This window comes from Variovorax sp. CCNWLW186, from assembly GCF_037203865.1.
In the GTDB taxonomy this organism is placed as follows: Bacteria; Pseudomonadota; Gammaproteobacteria; order Burkholderiales; family Burkholderiaceae_C; genus Variovorax.
Map to the genome: position 1 here is coordinate 20,014 of NZ_JBBCBO010000013.1, position 20,167 is coordinate 40,180.

14 protein-coding genes and 1 tRNA gene are annotated in these 20,167 nt (G+C 59.4%); 10 read left to right on the forward strand and 5 right to left on the reverse strand.

Features of this window, described 5'->3' with window-relative positions; all coding sequences use genetic code 11:
* From V9K97_RS16655 to V9K97_RS16665, 3 genes are all read left to right on the forward strand, one after another.
* The gene (locus tag V9K97_RS16655; RefSeq protein WP_337319393.1) at positions 1 to 5,211 is read left to right on the forward strand and encodes a glycosyltransferase; all 5,211 of its coding nucleotides are present in this window, start codon (positions 1 to 3) and stop codon (positions 5,209 to 5,211) included.
* A gap of 259 nt (positions 5,212 to 5,470) precedes the next feature.
* Entirely contained in the window at positions 5,471 to 6,496 is a 1,026-nt protein-coding gene (locus V9K97_RS16660; protein ID WP_337319395.1) for a methyltransferase domain-containing protein, read from the forward strand.
* Positions 6,497 to 6,577: 81 nt separating this feature from the next.
* A complete protein-coding gene (locus tag V9K97_RS16665) occupies positions 6,578 to 7,552 on the forward strand; it encodes an NAD-dependent epimerase/dehydratase family protein (protein ID WP_337319397.1) in 975 nt (324 codons plus the stop codon).
* 29 nt (positions 7,553 to 7,581) lie between these two features.
* Here the strand turns inward: V9K97_RS16665 and cysN are convergent, their stop codons facing one another.
* The 3 genes from cysN to cysD are packed head-to-tail and all read right to left on the reverse strand — an operon-like array spanning position 7,582 to position 11,832.
* On the reverse strand, positions 7,582 to 9,492 hold the full coding sequence (cysN, locus tag V9K97_RS16670) for a sulfate adenylyltransferase subunit CysN (RefSeq protein ID WP_337319399.1): 1,911 nt from the start codon (positions 9,490 to 9,492) through the stop codon (positions 7,582 to 7,584).
* Between the two features lie 19 nt (positions 9,493 to 9,511).
* Positions 9,512 to 10,918, reverse strand: a complete 1,407-nt coding sequence (locus V9K97_RS16675) for an FAD/NAD(P)-binding protein (protein ID WP_337319401.1) — start codon at positions 10,916 to 10,918, stop codon at positions 9,512 to 9,514.
* The gene (gene cysD / locus V9K97_RS16680; RefSeq protein WP_337319531.1) at positions 10,918 to 11,832 is read right to left on the reverse strand and encodes a sulfate adenylyltransferase subunit CysD; all 915 of its coding nucleotides are present in this window, start codon (positions 11,830 to 11,832) and stop codon (positions 10,918 to 10,920) included. Before cysD ends, V9K97_RS16675 begins: the two co-directional genes overlap by 1 nt.
* A 613-nt stretch (positions 11,833 to 12,445) precedes the next feature.
* Between cysD and cysQ the strand changes: the two genes are divergently transcribed.
* The 5 genes from cysQ (at position 12,446) to V9K97_RS16705 (ending at position 16,007) form a co-directional block, all read left to right on the forward strand.
* A complete protein-coding gene (gene cysQ / locus V9K97_RS16685) occupies positions 12,446 to 13,234 on the forward strand; it encodes a 3'(2'),5'-bisphosphate nucleotidase CysQ (protein WP_337319403.1) in 789 nt (262 codons plus the stop codon).
* Between the two features lie 114 nt (positions 13,235 to 13,348).
* Positions 13,349 to 14,581 carry a methyl-accepting chemotaxis protein gene (locus V9K97_RS16690; RefSeq protein ID WP_337319405.1) on the forward strand — a complete coding sequence of 411 codons (1,233 nt, stop codon included), beginning with the start codon at positions 13,349 to 13,351 and terminating at the stop codon, positions 14,579 to 14,581.
* Positions 14,582 to 14,838: 257 nt separating this feature from the next.
* On the forward strand, positions 14,839 to 15,522 hold the full coding sequence (locus V9K97_RS16695; RefSeq protein WP_443098613.1) for a dienelactone hydrolase family protein: 684 nt from the start codon (positions 14,839 to 14,841) through the stop codon (positions 15,520 to 15,522).
* 6 nt (positions 15,523 to 15,528) lie between these two features.
* Positions 15,529 to 15,915: a DUF427 domain-containing protein gene (locus V9K97_RS16700; RefSeq protein ID WP_337298026.1), complete on the forward strand. Its 387-nt coding sequence runs from the start codon at positions 15,529 to 15,531 to the stop codon at positions 15,913 to 15,915.
* A 17-nt stretch (positions 15,916 to 15,932) separates the two neighbouring features.
* Positions 15,933 to 16,007, forward strand: a tRNA-Arg gene (locus tag V9K97_RS16705).
* A 74-nt stretch (positions 16,008 to 16,081) separates the two neighbouring features.
* Here the strand turns inward: V9K97_RS16705 and V9K97_RS16710 are convergent.
* Positions 16,082 to 16,771 carry a class I SAM-dependent methyltransferase gene (locus tag V9K97_RS16710; protein ID WP_258503843.1) on the reverse strand — a complete coding sequence of 230 codons (690 nt, stop codon included), beginning with the start codon at positions 16,769 to 16,771 and terminating at the stop codon, positions 16,082 to 16,084.
* A gap of 320 nt (positions 16,772 to 17,091) precedes the next feature.
* Here V9K97_RS16710 and V9K97_RS16715 point away from each other — a divergent pair, with 320 nt between their 5' ends.
* Complete coding sequence (locus tag V9K97_RS16715; protein ID WP_258503844.1) at positions 17,092 to 18,240, forward strand: mechanosensitive ion channel family protein; 1,149 nt, start codon at positions 17,092 to 17,094, stop codon at positions 18,238 to 18,240.
* Here V9K97_RS16715 and V9K97_RS16720 read toward each other — a convergent pair.
* Positions 18,237 to 19,619 (reverse strand): hypothetical protein, encoded by a 1,383-nt coding sequence (locus tag V9K97_RS16720; protein WP_337319408.1) that lies wholly within the window; start codon positions 19,617 to 19,619, stop codon positions 18,237 to 18,239. The genes V9K97_RS16715 and V9K97_RS16720 overlap by 4 nt on opposite strands.
* A 92-nt stretch (positions 19,620 to 19,711) precedes the next feature.
* Between V9K97_RS16720 and V9K97_RS16725 the strand changes: the two genes are divergently transcribed.
* On the forward strand, positions 19,712 to 20,101 hold the full coding sequence (locus tag V9K97_RS16725; RefSeq protein WP_337319410.1) for a TraR/DksA family transcriptional regulator: 390 nt from the start codon (positions 19,712 to 19,714) through the stop codon (positions 20,099 to 20,101).
* The last annotated feature ends 66 nt before the right edge of the window (positions 20,102 to 20,167 follow it).

Genomic DNA, 20,167 nt, shown 5'->3' on the forward strand with positions numbered 1-20,167 from the left:
GTGAATATTGATGATTGGTCTGATCAAGACAAGAGGAATGTTGGCAATTACTTGCAGTGGAACAGCTACCGCTCCGAGCGCCATAAACTTCTATATGTTGCAACGCCCAAGGTGGCGTGTACCACGCTCAAATGGTGGTTTGCCGCCTTGGAGGGTTATGCTGAAGAATTACGAAAGATAACCGATAGCAGCGAGACCGATCGCGATCTCATCGTTCATGATTCCCACAGAGTTGCACCACACGTAACGGGTTTAAGGCTGCAAGATCTTCGTGACGCACTTGAGTCAGACTCGTTTTTCCAGTTTGCCTTAGTACGCAACCCCTACAAACGAATATTCTCGGCCTGGCAGTCCAAGCTCTTGCTGCGTGAGCCATTGCAGGCAAGGCCGTACATCGGCACCGATTTCTTTCATCACCCGATTGCCACTCCGACAGATGTTGCGAAGGCATTTGAAGGATTTTTAGAGCACCTTGCTGAGAACGAGGCGCCGTCCTATTGGGATCATCATTGGATGCCGCAAGCTGATTTGCTGCGCCCCGACTTGATTGAGTATTCGTGTCTAATAAAGATTGAGGAAAGTGAAGGGCTCACTGAGAGGCTTCGTGAATGGATGGGTACCTATATTCCCAGTCCATTTCAGGGGCGTCGCTCTAACGAGAGTTTGATTCCCTATGCGCCAGAGTTGATCACGCCGCGTAGCGCCGAATTAATTTGCTCACTGTACCACCGCGACTTTGATGTATTTGGTTATGAAAAGCAGATTCCCTCAAGCAAAGAAGAATTTTCGGCAGAGCAATTCGATGTCGCTATCAAGGCAGTCAAGATCATTCGTGCGCGGCATCAGCGCCTCGGCGAGCGCAATGAGCAAATCGGAGAACTTAGCCAAGCGTTAGCTGAGCGTAATGGACAAATTGCGGGCCCCAACCACGGGCTGAACGAGCGAGACGGACAGATTGCTGCACTCAACCTTGCGCTAGCTGAGCGTGATGGACAGATTGCTGGACTTAACCAAGCGCTAGCTGAGCGTGATGGAAAAATCGCTGGGCTCAACCATGGGCTGGCTGAGCGAGACGGACAGATTGCTGGATGCAACCATGCACTAGCTGAGCGCGATGGAAAAATTGCCGAGTTCAAACATGCGCTTGCAGAGCGTCACGGACAGATTGCTCGTCTCCACAATACGCTCGCTGAGCGTGATGGACAAATTGCCGGGCTCAAGCATGCACTTGCAGAGCGTGACGCACAGATTTCCGGGCTCAACCATGCACTTGCAGAGCGTAATGCACAGATTTCCGGGCTCAACTACGCGCTAGCTGAGCGTGATGGACAGATCAATTTTCAAAATGACAGGATTCACGGGCTATTGCAGTCTCACTCGTGGAGGTTTACCAAGCCATTGAGACTCATTTCGAGCCAGGTAAGTGCTGGCATCAGGCCGCTGCGCACGGCCTTCAACCGCATTTCTGCGCGGACTCCGCTGATACGACAAACCAAGATACGCCGCATCCGCCTTAGCCCGCTGTTCGACCCGGACTTCTATGCTGAGAGAAATCCCGACGTTGTCGCTGCGGGGGTCGACCTCGCAAAACACTACAGTCTTTCAGGATGGAAAGAACGCAGAGACCCCTCGGCAAAATTTAGCACTGGCCACTATTTAGAAATCCATTCCGATGTCGCCGCAGCTGGCATCAATCCATTGCTGCATTACATCGAACATGGAAAAGCGGAGGGACGTCAGATCCGGGGCGCGGAAATTAATTCTTGGGCGCAGCCTGAGCAGGGTGACACTCTTCCCGCTGCGAATGGTGCCCTAGATGATCTGCCTCAAAGTGGCTTACGCGAAGCCGTTGAGGGAGCGGTGGCGCCGCCGCCTGCCAGTGAGCCAAGTCCCGATCAAGAACGCACCAACGCAGAGATTGAAGCGATTCGAAATTCCGGGCTCTTTGATGCTGCCTATTACCTTGCGATGTACCCGGATATCCAGCCGCCACCAGCGGATCCGATTCGCCATTATTGCGAGCGCGGCTGGTTTGAAGGACGCAACCCCTCGGACGATTTTGATACGCGTGGCTACCTAGACGCCTATAGCGACATCAAGAATGCACGCCTGAATCCATTTTGGCACTATGTGATGCATGGTCGATCTGAATCAAGACAGGCCACCCCCGACTCCAATAGTCGTTATGAAGATGACATTTATTTCGGCAAACTGACCTGCGACATCCGGCTGATCGCGTACTACGCCACTCCAGACTGGAGCGCTGTACAGCACGCCCGAAATGCTGTCAAAGGATCCGGGCAAGCGCTCCTACCCCACGAAGACCTGCGCTCGTATGCGGTGTCCGAGCCCGGCACGCTTGCCAAACAAGCATTGATGGCTCGGCGCCATGGCGTATCTGCTTGGTGTTTCACCTCGGATGCGGCACAAAGCCCAGCGCCCGGAGATCCGCTGCGCGAGTTTCTGTCGAATCATGAAATCGATATCGGATTCATTCTGGATATCGATCTGCGCTCACCGCTGGTTGATGAGCGGATTCACATTCTCTTGGAGAGTGCGCTAGCCGATGAGCGTTACCTGCGAATAGATGGGCGCCCAGTCTTGGTGATGACTCTACCTGACGACGACCATCATTGCGATGAGGTGCTGAATGCGTTCGATGCCCTTCTCCACCATGTACCCACCGCATACCGAATAGCCAGATTCAGTGGGCTGCGGGGGCAAGCGTTCGGTGCTGCTATCCGGTTCAAGCTTGATGCAGTCCTAGATTTTCCGGTTTCTCCAATCCCAGGGGAGACCGGAGGTTTCCCGCCAATGCATAAGAATGGCGTCGATTTCGTTCCATATAGCGTCGTCGTATCCCAAGGCATCGCGCGTATGGGGATAAACGATGACCACGCAGTTCCGTGCTATCGGGCGGTAACACTCGGCCGCGACGACTCTCCGCTTAAACCTAACGCGTCTCTGCGGTACACCCGATACCACCCGAAGGAGTACCGCCGCTGGCTTGACGCCGCTATTGTCGATGCGAGGGTCAAGCATGCAAGCGATAAGCGATTGCTGTTTATCAACGCTTGGAACGATTGGAATCGAGGCGCTGTACTCGAGCCGGATAGGTTTGCCGGCTACAGCAAACTGAATGAGACCAGCAGGGCGCTGCTCGGCCTGCCTTTGGGCTTGGCCATGCCCAAGGTGTCCGTGATTGTCCCGAATTACAACCACGCGACGTATCTACAGCGACGCCTCGAGAGCATCTATCGTCAGACCTACGCAAATATCGAGGTGCTGCTGCTGGATGACTGCTCAACCGATCAAAGCCGTGACGTGCTCTCAGAATACGCGGACCGCTATCCGGACATCACGACACGATTGTTCAATCCAAAAAACTCCGGAGGCGTATTCCGTCAATGGGCGAAAGGCATCAAAGCCGCGACCGGGGATCTGATCTGGATTGCCGAAAGCGATGACTATTGCGACCAAGATTTTCTCGAAAAACTGGTCCGCTGCTTCGATGACGAAGCTGTGATGCTTGCATACTCGAAGAACGAATTCGTCCGCGCCGACGAGACAGTCATGCCTGATGAATTCAGGCGCCACGTCCGGGATCTGGATTGCCGAGACAAGTGGGAGCACTCGTATGTGAATACGGCGCACCAAGAGGTTTCCGAAGCGCTTGGAATCATCAATACCATTCCGAATGCAAGTGGTGCCGTTTTTCGACGCCCGGTAGATATGCCTCTGCTGGAAGACGAGAAATGGCTTTCGATGCGAGTCGTCGGCGACTGGGTCTTCTATTTGCACCAGCTACGCGGCGGGAAGATCGCCTACTCAGCCGAAACAACCAACTACTTTCGAAGATACGAAGGTAGCACGGCGGCAAGTACATACAAGAAAGAGACTTTTTATCGAGAGCTAAGTGTTGCTGCGCAGGCCGTGCAGTCTTTGTATGACACACCCAGCTCTGTAGTGGAGAAGTTCTGCAGCAAAGTTAAAGAATATTACGACTTTCATGGTGGTAATAGTGACGAGGAGTTTAGACGCTGGTGCAGCGAGAAAGAAATTTTGGAGGCGCGCCATTCTCGAACTCCAAATATTGCGGTCTCCACGATGGGGTTTTATCCAGGTGGGGCTGAAATACTTCCCATACGGATGGCTAATGAATTTAAACGACAGGGCTATTCAGTCGTTCTGCTAAGCGCTGACCATGGTCAGCGCGAGGATGGAATACGCAGGCTGCTGCGAAAGGATGTCCCCGTAATCGAAACAGCGGATGTCGAATTCACTAGACATCTTATCCATGATTTCGGAATCGAGGTCCTCAACTCTCATCAGTGGCATGTCCAGAAATACCCAGTACAGGTTCCTGATGTATTCGGGGAACTCAAGGCCCATGTCGCTTCGCTGCACGGAATGATCGAATATGGCGACGCATTCGGCGTGACTATGGAGCAACTCCGAATCGCAAATGAGAACGTAACTACTTGGATATATACGGCCGATAAAAATTTGGGCCCATTCATCGAATATGGGCTTTATCAGAGCAATTTATCCCGGTTCGCTAAGCTCCCGAATGGCATGGAGCCCCCAGTGGTCAAACCGGTAAGTCGAGCGGAAATAGGAATCCCTGAGCATGCTTTTGTATTGTGCTGCGTAAGCAGAGCCATCCCTGACAAGGGATGGGCCGAGGCGATCGAAGCAGTCGCGCAGGCACGGAAAATCACCGGAAAGGACATTCATCTGATCCTCGTCGGCAACGGGCCGGTTTACGATGGTTACATTCAGTCGGGGGTTCCATCGTTTGTTTACCTCGCCGGCTTCAGTGAGAACTCAGTGGGCTTTTACGCGGCGGCTGACATGGGGATCATGTTGACGAAGTTCAGATCTGAAAGTTTTCCTTTGACGATCGTCGACTGCCTGTTCGCAGACAGGCCATACATCGCCACGGCAGTCGGTGAGATCAGAAACATGCTTACCACCGACCGCGGCCTCGCCGGGGACGTGATCGACTTGGACAACTGGGAGATTCCTGTTGACCTTGCGGCTCAGGTCATCGCCACTTACGCGACTGACACCGATGCCCTCAGATCGGCCAAAGAGGTTGTGCCTGAAGCTGCGAACAGATACAGGATTGATGTAGTCGTCAAACAATACGCATCGATATTTGAGCGCAATATTCAGGCTCACGGTAGCGATGCAGCGACGGCTCCTTGAACTCTCGGCGGACGCGCCGCGCTATCCCAGGCGGTTGCTTGCTAGCAGGGCTCGCCGAGCTTCTCCGGCGATGCAACGTAACTGCCGCGTTCGGCGCCGACCTTGTGTTCGCAATTGACAAAAAATCTTACCGGCTTCCCCCACTCGCTCCGGCGTTTAAAAAACCTTAAGACTCAAAACGCTTGAGCCTCGATGTTGATTGCTCCAGTGGAGCGTGATTCTCTGGACGCTCGAAATCTAAACAGGACACTCTTTAGCCATGGACTCGAAATTATCTCCGCCAGCGGGACACCTTACTCATTTTGGCGCAAGCCAAAATTCATCGTTGAAATCGGTTTCTACTGGTGAGTTGTTTTCGGAGCTGATAAGCAGAACATCTTCCGATGTGAAGGCCACAACCGAAGAGGAAGGCTATCTCGCTCATCAGCTTTGCGGCAATCTCCGCAGGTTTTCAGACGTTCATCTGAACCGGCATTCCATCACTAACCTCAAGAATGTCTGCTCTGCATTCCTTCGCCCGAACATCAATCACAGACTTCCGATAAAAGATTCAACATGGGTTGAACTAGGATGCGGTTCGGTTAACCCTTGGTCGTTTTCGTTTCTTTTATTGGCGCTGGGGGCAAAGCGGGCAATCCCGATTGACCTTGACCCAGTCGGCGATCCGGGGCAGGCATGCCGTACCTTGGCTGAGATGGTGAAGACTCTTTTGGTGGATCCAGCTCTAATAATTGGAGCTGATTTGACAGGAGTATCGCAACAGGATATTTTGAATAACCTCCATGGGTTTGGGTTGAAAGAATTGAGCGATGGTTCAATGTCCGGGATAGTGGAATCACGCCTCGACTATCGTATAGAGTCCGTATATGCATTGACGGTGCCGCGCGAATCGGCCGACGTAGTAGTATCAAACGCTTTTTTTGAGCACGTTCCCGACGTGAATAGGGCAGTTGAATCTATTGCCAGAATCACCAAGCCAGGTGGATACGGGGTGCACATCATCGATACTATCGACCACTGGTTTTATGGGGATCCAGATTCAGGCCCGCTCGATTTCTTGAAGGTTGATCCGGCAGAACCGCTTGTTAATGGATGCAATCGAGTGCGCCCGAAGGAGTTTCCCGCGATTTTTGAAAAACACGGATTTGAAGTCCTCCATGCCTCCTATGGCAATGTGGTGCCGCTTACCGAGGACGAGCGAAGGACATTCGCTCCACGTTGGTCATCGATGCCGCTGGAGGACTTGGCCTCTACGCTAATCAATATCGTAGTTCGATTGAAATGACGTGCGAAATCAACTTCACTGGCAAGCATTACGCCTAGTCAACATGTCGCAACGCTTCGTATTAATCTTCAGGATGAGGGCATGCTAGAACTTCAATTCCCTGTCGGGGGAGGCAGGCGTTGTCTGGTCCTAGGCGGGCGCGGTTTTATCGGGTCGCACTTGATTGCAGCCCTGCTAAGTCGCGGCTTTCGCGTCCGTTGCTTTGAAAGACCTCATGTCAAGCCAATAGGGGAAAGCTTCCTCGACAATCCTAATTTCGAGTTATATGAAGGTGACTTCACCAGTGAAACAGATGTGGCGGAGGCGCTGAGCGAATGCGATTTTTGTTACCACCTAGTATCGACCACGCTACCGAAGTCATCTAATTCCGATCCAATTTTTGATGTGGAGAGCAACGTGGTGGGCACGATTCGTCTGCTGAACCATGCGAAGAACCATCTCCAAAAGATAGTTTTCGTCTCTTCTGGTGGAACCGTTTATGGTCCTCCCGTTGAGGTTCCTATCCCCGAAACTCATCCCACGAATCCTGTATGTTCTTACGGAATTACTAAGTTGATGATCGAGAAGTATTTAGGGCTTTTTTACGATTTATATAATTTGGACTATACAGTTCTGCGTCTCGCCAATCCGTTTGGAGAGGGGCAGCGAACATTGGCGAGCCAAGGAGCGGTTGCTGTTTTCCTCGGCAAGGTGCTTCGCGGCGAACCCATCGAGATATGGGGTGATGGATCTGTAGTTCGCGACTACATCCACGTATCAGACGTGGTTGATGCGCTCTTGCTATCAATTGCTCCTTCGAACGGAGGCCATGTTTTCAACATCGGATCCGGTTGTGGACATAGTTTGAATGAGGTGCTTGCTACCATTGAGGAAGTAACCCAATGCAGAGCTGCCAGGCAGTATTCGGAAGCAAGAGTATTCGACGTCCCCGTAAATGTCTTGAATATCAGCGAAGCTCAGTATTCGCTTGGGTGGTCTCCCCAAGTAAGCTTTTTTGCGGGCATCGACCGCTTTGCAAGGTGGTTGGGGGAGAACAATGAGTTTCTTAAATCGTAGTCACTTCGGCGGGCGCCTCGCCGCTCCGATCAGTGATCCAACATGATGCTCAATAATTGTTCAGCATTCGATTGCTCTGGGGTGATCACGAGTGCCGGATGTTCTGGCCGCTCATACGGGCTGCTGATGCCCGTCATGTTGGGTAGTTGCCCGCTGCGTGCTTTCTTGTAAAGGCCCTTGGGGTCGCGTCTCTCGCACTCTTCGAGGGGCGTATCCACAAACACCTCGATGAAGTTGTTCGTGCCGATTAGTTGCCGGGCCATCTCGCGCTCAGCCCGGAACGGGCTGATAAACGCCGTGATCACGATAAGGCCTGCATCCAGCATCAGCTTGGCGACTTCGGCCACACGGCGGATGTTCTCCACACGGTCGGCATCGGTGAACCCCAAGTCTTTATTCAGGCCTTGCCGGACGTTGTCGCCATCGAGGATGTAGGTGCGCCTGCCCTGGGCATGGAGTTCTTTTTCCAGTGCGTTGGCGATGGTTGATTTTCCGGAGCCCGACAGCCCCGTGAACCAGACGACCTTGCCCTTGTGGCCGTTCAGTCGTTCTCGATCTTCGCGGGTGATGCTGAGCGCCTGTCTGTGCACATTCTGAGCTCGGCGCAGGTTGTGACGGATCAGGCCGGCGGCCACCGTGGCCTGGGTGAATTTGTCTACCAGGATGAAGCCGCCTAGCGTGGTGGACTGGGCGTAAGGTTCGAACACCAGCGGCTTGCTCAGCGCCAGGTTGGCCACTGCGATGTCATTCAGGGCCAATTGCTTGCACGACTCATGCGCCTGAGAGTTCACATTTACTCGATATTTCAGGCTGGTGATGCTGGCACTGGCCCACTGATTGGCCAGTTTTAACTCGTAAGACCGGCCCATGTGTCCGGGTTCCTCGTGTATCCACACCAACGTGGCTTCAAACTGGTCGGTCGTCCCCAGGGGTTGAGCGGCGAGTGCAATGACATCGCCGCGCGAGGCATCCACCTCCCGGTCCGGCACCAGCGTCACGGCGTCCCCGGCCTGGGCCATATTCAGGTCCCCATCGGCGGTGACGATTCGCGCCAGGGTGGCGGTCTGGCCGGATGAGGTGATCCGCAGCGTATCGCCGACGACCAGTCGACCCGAGGCGAGAGTGCCGCTGAACCCGCGAAAGCTCGCGTTCGGGCGGTTGACCCACTGCACGGGGAACACCGCTTTGCTGTTGCTTGGACTGTCGACGCTGAGGGTCTCCAGGCACCCGATCAGGGTCGGGCCCTGGTACCACGGCGTGTGCTCGGTGCGGCCGGTGATGTTGTCGCCCTTCAGCGCCGACAGTGGAATGGGCGTGACGCTCTCGAACCCGAGCGGTTTGGCCAGAGTGTCGAAAGCGGCCACGACGGCCTCGAACACCGCTTGGTCATAGCCCACCAAGTCCATCTTGTTGACGGCCAGCACCACCTGCTTGATTCCCAATAGCGACACCAGATAGGCGTGCCGCCGGGTTTGCGTCAGCACACCCTGGCGGGCATCGATCAATAGCACCGCCACATCGGCCGTGGAAGCACCGGTGACCATGTTGCGGGTGTGCTGCTCGTGCCCCGGTGTGTCGGCCACGATGAACTTGCGTCGAGGCGTGGCAAAGAAACGGTACGCCACGTCGATGGTGATGCCTTGCTCCCGCTCGGCAGCGAGGCCGTCGACCAGCAGAGCGAAGTCGATGTCCTGCCCCTGAGTGCCGTGCCGCTTGGAGTCGGCCCGCAATGCAGTGAGTTGGTCGTCAAACACCTGCTGTGATTCCCACAGCAGGCGGCCAATGAGCGTGCTCTTGCCGTCGTCCACGCTGCCACAGGTGATGAAGCGCAGTAAATCCTTCTGGGCTTGCCGGGCCATCCACTCCTGAACGGTTGCGGCTTTGCCAACGGTGTCATCGGGCTTTTGCGGGCGGCTGGTGGCTTTTTTAGGTTGGCGCATGGTTGTGTGGCCGGGGTGTTCATGCCGAGGTTTCGGCGACGGTATGGCCCTGATGGCTGAGGAGATGGCGTGTGAGCCGCTGGGCGTGCAAGCGCAGTTCAGGTACGGCAGTGGCTTCCCACATCAGCCCTTTGAGCAGAGGGCCGACGTACCACAGACCCTCGACGCGTTGTTGGTGGGCATTCTGTAGCTGAAGGTCTGGCATCACCATCAGACCCAGGCCATGGGCATCAGGCCGGATCAGCCCGTCCGCCAGCAACTGGGTCAGAAGCGGGTTGGCGTGGCGCTGGATGTCGGCGTTGGGCCCAACGCAGTTGATGACCGCACTGGCACTCAGGTGCGCGATATGACGATCGCCCCGGGTCCGATAGGCCACTTCGATGCCATCGGATTGTTTGCGTATCGTGGTGATCCGTCCTGCGATGACTTGGGCCCGACCCTCGGCCAACAGACGATCCAGCCGCTGGGCGGCCATGTGGGCCAACCGATGCCGGTGGACATCCCATTGGGCTTGCAGATGACGCAGAAACCGCCGCTGCTCGGCCACCGGCCACGATTGCCAGAGTTGAGGCGTGTGCGGGCGCAATTCGTTCAGGGCATCGCGCCAGTCGCCCCCCTGTTCGGCCAACGCCTTCAGGTTCTGGCGCAAGGCCCGGGTGCAGGCACGAACCGTGGGTGGCACGTTGCGCAGGTACTCCGGGAACGCCTGTGGTGGCTTGGGGGGCATGGTCGATAGCCGGTGTCGGTGCGGCAGCAGGCCGTGGCGAGACAGCAGGTAGATAGGCCGCCCGGGCCGTGACTGGGCCAGGCAGAACAAGGCATCCACTGCCGTGTGCCCTGTGCCCACGATCACCACCGCCTGGTCACTGGGCAAACGGTGCATGGCTGCAAAATCCCAGGGCTCGATCACGCACGCCCGTGCTTCTGGCTCCAGCGGGATCGGGAGCCTGGGCGCCTGGTGGCCGACGGCGAGCACTACCTGGTCAGCGCTCAGCTGTTGACCGCTGGCCAGCGTGATGTCCCATCCTGACCCGTTTGCCGCCCTCTTCAAGTTCACCGCTTTGTCGACCTGCTTTCGAAGCATTCCAGGGTGTGCTGCTTCCGTCTCGGTCCAGAGGTCTTCCAGGTACTGTCCGTACAGACGGCGTGAAACGAAGGAGCCCGAGGAGAGGGATGGGTCGATGCGCTGGCAGTAGGCCACGAAGTGGCCGGGCTCGTCGGCCAACGCGCTCATGTTCCCGGCGGGAACGTTGAGCAGCAGGTTGTCGTCGTCGAACCGATAAGCCAAGCCCCGACCCACGTCCGGGGTGGGGTTGACCAGAGTAATCCGAAGCGCGTGGGGTCTGCTGCCCCGCGCCAGATGAATGGCGGTCACCGCGCCACTGAAGCCACCACCGAGGATGACAACTTGCACAGGTTGGCCCATCAGAAGTAGCCCTCCTGCTTTTTCTTTTCCATGGAGCCGGCGCTGTCGCTGTCGATCCTGCGGCCCTGGCGTTCTGACTTGCGGGCGTGAATGATCTCCAGCAGGATGTCTTCCAGCGTTTCTGCCTCGGACTCCATTGCGCCCGTGAGCGGATAGCAGCCGAGGGTGCGGAAGCGCACCTTTTTGATTTGAACTTCCTCGCCCGGCAGCAGGCGGCAGCGCTCGTCGTCCACCATCATGATCATCTCGGGACGAACCACCACCGGCCGTGGCTTGGAGAAGTACAGCGGCACCATGGGGATGTTCTCCTGGTAGATGTAATGCCAGATGTCGAGTTCGGTCCAGTTCGACAGCGGAAACACGCGAATGCTCTCGCCGGGGCCTTTTCGCGTGTTGTAGAGGTTCCAGAGCTCCGGGCGCTGATTCTTCGGGTCCCAGCGGTGGGTGGCGGTACGGAACGAGAACACCCTCTCCTTGGCGCGGGACTTCTCTTCGTCGCGTCGTGCACCGCCAAAGACGAAGTCGAACTTATAGTGATCCAGCGCCTGTTTCAGGCCCTCGGTCTTGGTGATATCGGTGTGCAGCGCCGATCCGTGGTCGAAGGGGTTGATATTTTTTTCGATTGCCTCGGGGTTGGTATGCACCAGCAGTTCCATGCCACTTTCGCGTGCCATGAAGTCCCGAAACAGGTACATCTCCTGAAACTTCCAGCGCGTGTCGATGTGCAGCAGCGGAAACGGCGGCGGTGAGGGGTAGAAGGCCTTGCGCGCCAGGTGCAGCATGACTCCGCTGTCCTTGCCGATGGAGTACATCATCACCGGGTTCTGCGCTTCGGCCACGGCTTCGCGCAGGATGTGGAGGCTCTCGGCTTCCAGGCGCTTGAGGTGCGGGGAGGGTGCCAGATCGGGTTTGATGTTGCCGCTCAAACTCAACCCCGTGGGCAAGACGGGGCGGTAGGCATGAGAACAAAATTGGATGTCTGCGGTGCTTGGGGTGTGGCGTAAGTACCCCACCAGCGGGCCGTGCGGAAACACGGCGATAGGCTTGCCGACGTGGTGTTGCAGCTCGGCCAGGGCTTGCTGAATGGCTGCATCGTTCAGGTTGGCCATGGGCACCCAGAAACGGGCTCCGCGAGCGTCGTTGGCGTGCAGGCAGGGCTGGCCACCAGGCAGGGGGTGCAACTGTGCAAACAGTACCCGCTCGCGCCCTTTGCGCGCGTGCTCGATGGCCCTGTCAAGCACCAGCCGATTGGGCGAGCGCTCGCGCTCGTCGAGCAGCAACTCGGGTGTCAATTCCTGCGGCAGCATGCCGAGTGCGTTCAGGCGCCGCTCGGCCGTGCGTTTCGTGTCCGCTTCACCCAGTGCTTGCAGGTGGGCGAAGGCGAGTTCGGTGTTCCAGACTTGGGAGCGATCCAGGCCCATGAGATCTTCTGAGGGGTCTGTCGCAGATTGTGGTTTGTTCATTCAATTTCCGCGTTTTACTGGAATGATACGATCCTTCGCGGTATAAAAGAGAAAATAATACGTAATGCGACAAATCAATCGTCAGGCTCTGGTCGAGCAGCTTCTTCCAATGGCCCGAGCCGCTGGAAGCGCCATCATGTCGGTCTACGATGGAAGTGGGGCAAACGTCCAGCACAAGGATGATGCGAGCCCAGTCACAGAGGCGGATCTGGCGGCGCATCGGGTACTGGGAACGCAGTTGACCCCCCTGTTGCCTGATTGCCCAGTGGTTTCGGAAGAGGACTCGGCATCGCAGGTCTACCGCCGAAACACAGGGCGATTCTGGTTGGTCGACCCTCTCGATGGCACCAAGGAGTTCATTGCCGGTAACGGCGAGTTCACCGTCAACATCGCGCTGATTGAGGACGGACACAGCGTGCTCGGCGTGGTGTACGCACCCGCCATCGATGCGCTGTACTACGGTGGCGCTGGGTTGGGTGCATTTCGGTGTATCGGCGGTCAAACGACCGCCATCAAGGTGGCCGCTGCCCAGACAGGTCGCGCATGCCGGGTTGTAGCGAGCAAAAGTCATCTGAACGACGCAACGCGTTCGTTGATCGATTGCCTGGGTGAAGTGAGCCTGGTCCAGGCCGGCAGCTCGCTCAAGTTCTGTCGGGTCGCAGAGGGCGAGGCCGACATATACCCACGGCTGGCACCCACTTGCGAATGGGACACGGCGGCAGCACAGGCGGTACTGGAGGGGGCAGGTGGCGCAGTAGTGAATCTTCACGGGCTGCCCTTGCGGTACGGCAAAGCCGAAGTGCTCAATCCTTCCTTCATCGCCACCCGCAATACAGCACTCATGCCGGCATGATCGAAATGAGCCCCCGGGTTTACGCCTAGACCCCGCACCCTCAAGTTCCGCCGCAGCACTGCCGATATACCGGGCAACCTGGCCTCCGCACCGGCGGCCGTCACGGAAAAGCACATGCGCAATTGGAAGATCGGTGCCCAGCTGGGCATGGCATTCGGGATCGTGTTGCTGTTGATGGCGACGGGGCTTGCCGTTGGCATTGCATGTCTGCACGACATTGCGGCCGGCGGCGGCATCGCCCCGGAGCTCGCACGCCGTATCGAGTCGACTCGGAGCTTCATGCTGGGCTTCGGGTTCGCCGCGGTGGTGGTCGGCGTCTGCGGCAGCATCTGGCTTTCGCGCAGCATCATGCAACCGTTGGGTGAAGCGATCTTCATCGCCGAGACGGTGGCCTCGGGTGACCTCAGCAAAGAGTTCGAAACCGAGCGCGGCGGCGATTTCGGTCGGTTGCTGCGCGGCATGGGCGAAATGGAAGACACGCTGACCGACGTGGTGACGCGCATCAAGGCATCGACCGACTCGATTGTGGTGGCATCGGGGCAAATCACCGCGGGCAACCATGACCTGTCATCGCGCACCGAGCAGCAGGCGAGCTCACTCGAAGAGACGGCCGCATCGATGGAGGAGCTCACCTCTACCGTCAAGCAGAACGCCGACAACGCAAAGCAGGCCAACCAACTCGCGCTCTCGGCGTCGGAGGTTGCGGTCAAGGGCGGTGGCGTGGTCAACCAGGTGGTCGACACCATGGCGTCGATCAATGCCTCGTCGAAGAAGATCGTCGACATCATCGGCGTGATCGACGGCATCGCGTTCCAGACCAACATCCTCGCGCTCAATGCGGCCGTGGAAGCCGCGCGTGCCGGCGAGCAGGGCAGGGGCTTTGCGGTGGTCGCTTCCGAGGTGCGCAACCTTGCGCAGCGTTCGTCAGCGGCGGCCAGGGAGATCAAGGGCCTCATCGAAGACTCGGTGAGCAAGGTCGACGTGGGCAGCGCGCTGGTGGGCGAAGCCGGCAAGACGATGGAAGAGATCGTGGGCAGCGTGAAGCGCGTGACGGACATCGTCGGCGAGATCACGGCGGCGAGCCACGAGCAGGCTCAGGGCATCGAGCAGGTCAATCAGGCCGTTGCGCAGATGGACCAGGTGACTCAGCAGAACGCCGCATTGATCCAAGAGGCCGCGGCTGCCGCGCAATCGCTGCAGGAGCAGGCGGGCAACCTGTCGCAGGTGGTGGCCACCTTCAAGCTCGACGACGAGGACGACAAACCCGCCGTGGCGCCACCTGTGCTGGTGCGGCCTCTTGCCCAGCCGGTGCGGCTGGTCCAGCTGGCCCGGCGCACAGCCGTTTGACGCGCCGCGCGCCACTGTTTTCTTTCAAGATGCAACGCTGCAGTGCGCCTACGCGAATGTGGGCATCACCCTACAGAAGAATTCAGGCAAAAAAATAAGGTGACCGGTTGCAGGGCTGACGACGTCGAGCCCTCGCACAAAGGAAACCGAATGACTGTCGAGATGTTCCGAATGCCTGCGGCTGCCGGCGCGCCTGGAACACGCCCTTCAAAAATCGCTTTCGCAGGGGCGTAGCCTTGGACTCCGCATCCAGCCTCGTGGAGCGGCGCGCGCTCCGTGTTCCGCTGCGTTTTTCTTCTTCCGCCTCCATCACGTTGGAGGCGGACCTGAGCCTGCCCGCCGCATGCAGCGGCATCGTGCTGTTTGCGCACGGCAGCGGCAGCAGCCGCTTCAGCCCGCGCAATCGCCAGGTGGCTGAAAGCCTCAATGCGGCAAAGTTGGCCACGCTGCTCGTCGATCTGCTCACGCCCGACGAAGAAGCCGAGGACGAACGCACGCGCGAGCTGCGTTTCGACATCGCCATGCTGGCGGATCGGCTGGTCGGCCTGACCGATTGGCTGCGCAGCCATGAGCAGACCGCCCGCTTGCGAATTGGCTACTTCGGTGCGAGCACCGGGGCCGGTGCCGCGCTGGTGGCAGCAGCGCAGCGGCCCGATTCGGTCGATGCAGTGGTGTCCCGCGGCGGCCGGCCGGACCTGGCCGGCGCGTCATTGGAGCGCGTGCGCGCACCCACGCTGCTGATCGTCGGCGGCAACGACGGGCCGGTGATCGATATGAACTGGCAGGCCGCTGCGGCGCTGCGCTGCGAGAAGCGGCTGTCCATCGTCCCGGGCGCGACGCATCTGTTCGAGGAGCCCGACGCGCTCGGCGCCGTTTCCACATTGGCTCGCGACTGGTTCAAGAGCCATCTCAACCAACCCAGGAATAACGCGAAGGAGTAACGCGAAATGAGCGGCAAGTCACCAGGGCATCAGAAGTGGCCCGATCACAAGGTACGCGAAGAGCCGGTTGAACAATCGATGGAGGTCGAAGTCGAAGGAGCCATCGTCGCCAGCTCGAAAAACGTCATCAAGGTTGTCGAAGACAAGTCGCCGGTGCGCTACTACTTTCCGCGCGCCGACGTCCGCATGGAGAAGCTGACGCGCTCGCAGACCACCACCGAATGCCCCTTCAAGGGCCATGCGAGCTACTACAGCTTGAACCTAGGCGAGCGGCAACTCGACGATGCCGTGTGGGCGTACGAGGATCCGTACGACGAACACCAGGCGCTGAAAGAGCGCGTGGCGTTCTACGACGACAAGTATCCGGAGATTCATGTCCGCCCGAAGAGCTGAGCCGATGGGACAACGCTCCCGCTGTAGTTCAACGGACAGAATGCGGCCCTCCGAAGGCCGAGATCCAGGTTCGATTCCTGGCGGCGGGGCCACGCGCGTGCGGCAAGATTTGCTGCACGACCCGCAGCCGCGTCGGGCCAGACGCGGCAATGCGCGCGGCTTTGTACTAGCGGTGGTTGTCCAGCACCACCAGCTTCGAAAGGCCGAACAGGTTGACCGGCTCCACGCTCAGCACCTGCCAGTCATGAGAAAGTATCTGCTCGTCGTATTTGAAGTCGGAGCGAAACCCCACGTGCTCGGCCGCGGAGCGAACCGCGCGCTCCAGAAGCCACCACAGCTTGCTGCCGCTGAAGTGATTGAGCACCACGATGGTTCCGCCAGGCTTGCACACGCGGCGAATCTCGCGCACCAGTTCGGCCGGGCGCGGGGTCACGGAGAGCACGTAAGGCACGGTCACGCAGTCGAAAGTGCCATCGGCAAAACGCATGCGCTCGGCATTCATGTGTTCGATGCCGATGTGGTGCTGCGGCAGCCGGGCCGCGCGCTCGCGCGCACGCTCGAGCATGTCGTGCGAAAGGTCGATGCCCACGATGTTGCATTCGGCGGGATACCCTGCCAGCGCCAGTCCCGTGCCCACACCCACTTCGAGCAGCGACCCCGGCTGCAGCATGCGAACGACCTCGGCCATGCGCTTGCGCCCGGGCTCCAGTACCTGGCCGAACAAGGTGTCGTACAGCGGCGCAAGCCGGTCGTAGGTGCGGGCAACGCCGGCCTCCGACACCGGTGCTTGCGGTTGCGAGCGATCGTCGTCACGCGTCGCGCCATGGTCACCGGGTCGTGCTCTGCTTTCCGTCATCTTTTTTCAGTTCCTGGGTCGGGCGGAGGGACCGCCGGGTTGGGCATCCGAGGCACGGGGCAAGCCGGGTGCCTGGCCGAAAGAGAAGGCGTCGCAAGAAGGACCAGGAGAGTCCGATTGCACGACGAGGTTTTCTCGACGACCCAGAATATCAACAAACCCCCGCCGCCTTCCTCATCTCCCCAATCCCGCAAGGGACGCATGGGCAGTGGATGCAAACGCACGCGACCGATATTCGCGAGCACGCTCGAACATGAGCTTTCAAGGAACGACATGACTTCTTCCCCTCTTGCAACCGACATGGCGAAGGCCTTCCGCGGATGAACGAGAAGCTCGACGCTCTTACCGACGCGACCCTGCTGGGGTTGCCCGTGCCCGACCTGGCGCTGGCCGTTGCAGCCGCCCTGGCGGCTTATCTTGCAATGCGGCTGGTGCTGCGCTATGTGATCGGCCGTACGCGGCAACTCGCGCAGCGCACGAGCAATCATGTCGACGACATGGTGGTCGAGGTGCTCGGCAGTACCAACCGCGTGTTCCTGCTGCTTGCGGCGGTGCTCGTCGGCGTGGGCATGCTCGACCTGACCGAGCGCTGGAACCAGCGCGTCGGTCAGCTGTGGTTCATTGCACTGGCGCTGCAAACCGGGCTGTGGTTCACCAAGGCCATCAGCCTGGGGCTGCGCCGCTACGAGGCGCGCCATAGTTCGTCGGGCATGACGCAGGTCAGCGCGTCCGCGGTGCTCCTTTCATGGTCGCTGCGCACGCTGCTGTGGGCCGTGGTGCTGTTGGCGATGCTCTCGAACCTGGGCGTCAACATCACCGCGTTCGTGGCCAGCCTCGGCGTCGGCGGCATTGCGATCGCGCTGGCGGTGCAGAACATTCTTGGCGACCTGTTCGCATCGCTTTCGATTGCGGTCGACAAGCCGTTCGAGGTGGGCGACGCCATCGGCATTGGCGACCTCTCGGGCACGGTGCAGCACATCGGCCTCAAGACTACGCGCCTGCGCAGCCTGACGGGCGAGCAGATCGTCATCAGCAACACCGACCTGCTGAAGCAGATCGTGAAGAACTATCGCCGCATGGAAGAGCGCCGCATTGCGTTCAAGTTCGGCATGAGCTACCGCAGCGACCCGGAAAAGCTGGAGGCCATTCCCGGCATCGTGAAGCGGCTGATCGAATCGCGGCCCAAGCTGCGGTTGGACCGCGTGCACTTCCAGGCCTTCGGTGAAAGCTCGCTCGACTTCGAAGTGGTCTATTTCGTGACCACGCCGGACTACGGGCTCTACATGGACGAACAGCAGCGCCTCAATCTGCAGATGATGCGTGAGTTCGACGCGCTGGGCGTCGAGTTCGCCATTCCGACGCGCGGCGTGTATGTGATGTCGGACGGCGGTAATCCTGCCGAAGCCGCAGAGCGGTCTGCCCGCATCGACGAAGCTCCCCGGGCGCAGCGCTCCGCAAAGCAGCACTAGCCGCCCGGGGCCTCCAGGCTTGGGGCGACGGATGCCAGCAGATCGGCCGGATGCAGCATGGCCGCGCGCGCCTTTCGCGCGGTGTCGTATTGATGCAGCGCGGAACGCAGCCGCGGCTCTGTCGTGAGCGCATTCCATACCGGTTCGAGAAAAGCGGGCGACGGCAGTTCGCCTGCAAGGAGCTGGTGTGCGAACGCGAGGCTCGCGGGCTCTCCAAGCAGAACGGCCTTGCTTGCCGCGCTCAGCACCGGCGGATGCGCTTCGGTCGGTGCCGAGCAGCAATAGATCACGTGCGGCGGCAACGAGTCGCCGTCGGGCTGCAGCCTTCGCAGCGACGCGCCATGGATGCGCGCAATGCCATCGGCAGATGCAAAGGCGTAGGTCGTTTCGGGGCGTGCCTCCGCCAGGCGCCGCAAGCCGCGCAGCAGGCGCGAGAAATCGGCTGTGGCAGAAACAGGAGAGGCCTTGATCTCTGCAAGAAGAACGAGTTCGTCGCCGTCACCCGCGCTGCTGCGCACAATCGCGGCGTCCCATTCTTCCTTGGCCTTGTTCGCCTCGCCCGGAAAAGCAGCAGGGTTCCGAAGGCTTTGCACGACGCGATAGCTCGCAACACCTTTTTCACGCTGATTCAGCGCATCTGCGATCTGGCGGAACGCCTGCACGCCGGTTTCCTCGGCAGCCTCACCGCGACGGGCCGACGCGCGCCCCTTGGCGAGGGCGGCGTGGCTGCCGGCCATCGGCCCCTGGCGTTCGCAAAGCGCCTGGTAGCGCTGCACGGCCTCCAGGTGCAGCAAGCGGCTGCCGCGCACCAGCCGTTCTAGCGCAGGGTTGGAACGAATGGCCTCCAACGCGGGTTGCAAGTTTTGCTGTGCGGAGAGATTCCGGCCGAGCAAATGCTCGATGGCGCGCGCAAGCTCTTCCCACGAGTCTGCCGCCGCCAAACCGTGCAACCGCGCCAGTGCGTCGCGCACTTCATCGGCCGGCATCTGCCGCAACTTGCCCGGATGCGCGATGGCATTCGTGGCGGCCCTGATGGCGCGCTGGTCGGCCTCGCGCTGCCTGGACAGCTGCGCATGTTCACGAACCTCTGCATCCTGCGCCTGCATCACCAGTGCCTGGAAAGCCGGGTCCCCGCCTTCAGGCGCCAGCGCTTTGCGGATCAGCTGTGCCAGCGCCTTGGTAAAAAGCGGCCGGACGGAAGCCGGCGGCGGCACCTCAAGCTCCTCCTGCCCGATGCGAACGGCCTCGATCGCAAAGGCCAAGGCCGCATCCGTGCCGGTTGCCGCGGCTGAGACTGCATCCGCCGGCAAGGGCGGCATGCGGTACCTGCGCGGCGCGGCGCGCAGGGCGGCCAGAAGAAGGGTGTCGGAGTGCTGCAATTCGATTCAGGCTTTTTGCCGCAAGTTCGGGTGGAGCATCGCATGCCTGCAGAAGCCACGCCGCGGGCATGCGGTTTGCCGGTGAATCCGGCATGACGAAGAACACCGAACAGTGGCACCGCAAGCTCGACGAGCGAGCGGCAGAGCTCGAGTCCGAATTGAGGACCGCCAAGGCCGATGAAGCCGAGGCGCCCACCCGAACCCCGCATGTGCAAGTGCCGGACACGGTCGATGCAGCAGAGGAGCGCCTCCGCGGCGCGCTGCGAAGCGCTGAAATGGACCGCGACGTTGCCGAGCTCCGCGACATCGAGGCCGCCAGGGAGCGGCTGCGCAATGGTGAGTTCGGTACCTGCGTGGATTGCGGCGTGCAGATTCCGGCCGAAAGACTCAACGCCATGCCGGCCTCCGCCCGCTGCGTCGAATGCCAGGAGCGCTACGAGCGCACGCACCCGATCGAAATCCGCCTGCCGCCGGCGCTTTGAATCAAGGCGAGCGCGGGGGCAGGGCAAGACAAAGCAAAAGAAGCGGCGCCCCGCAAGGGACGCCGC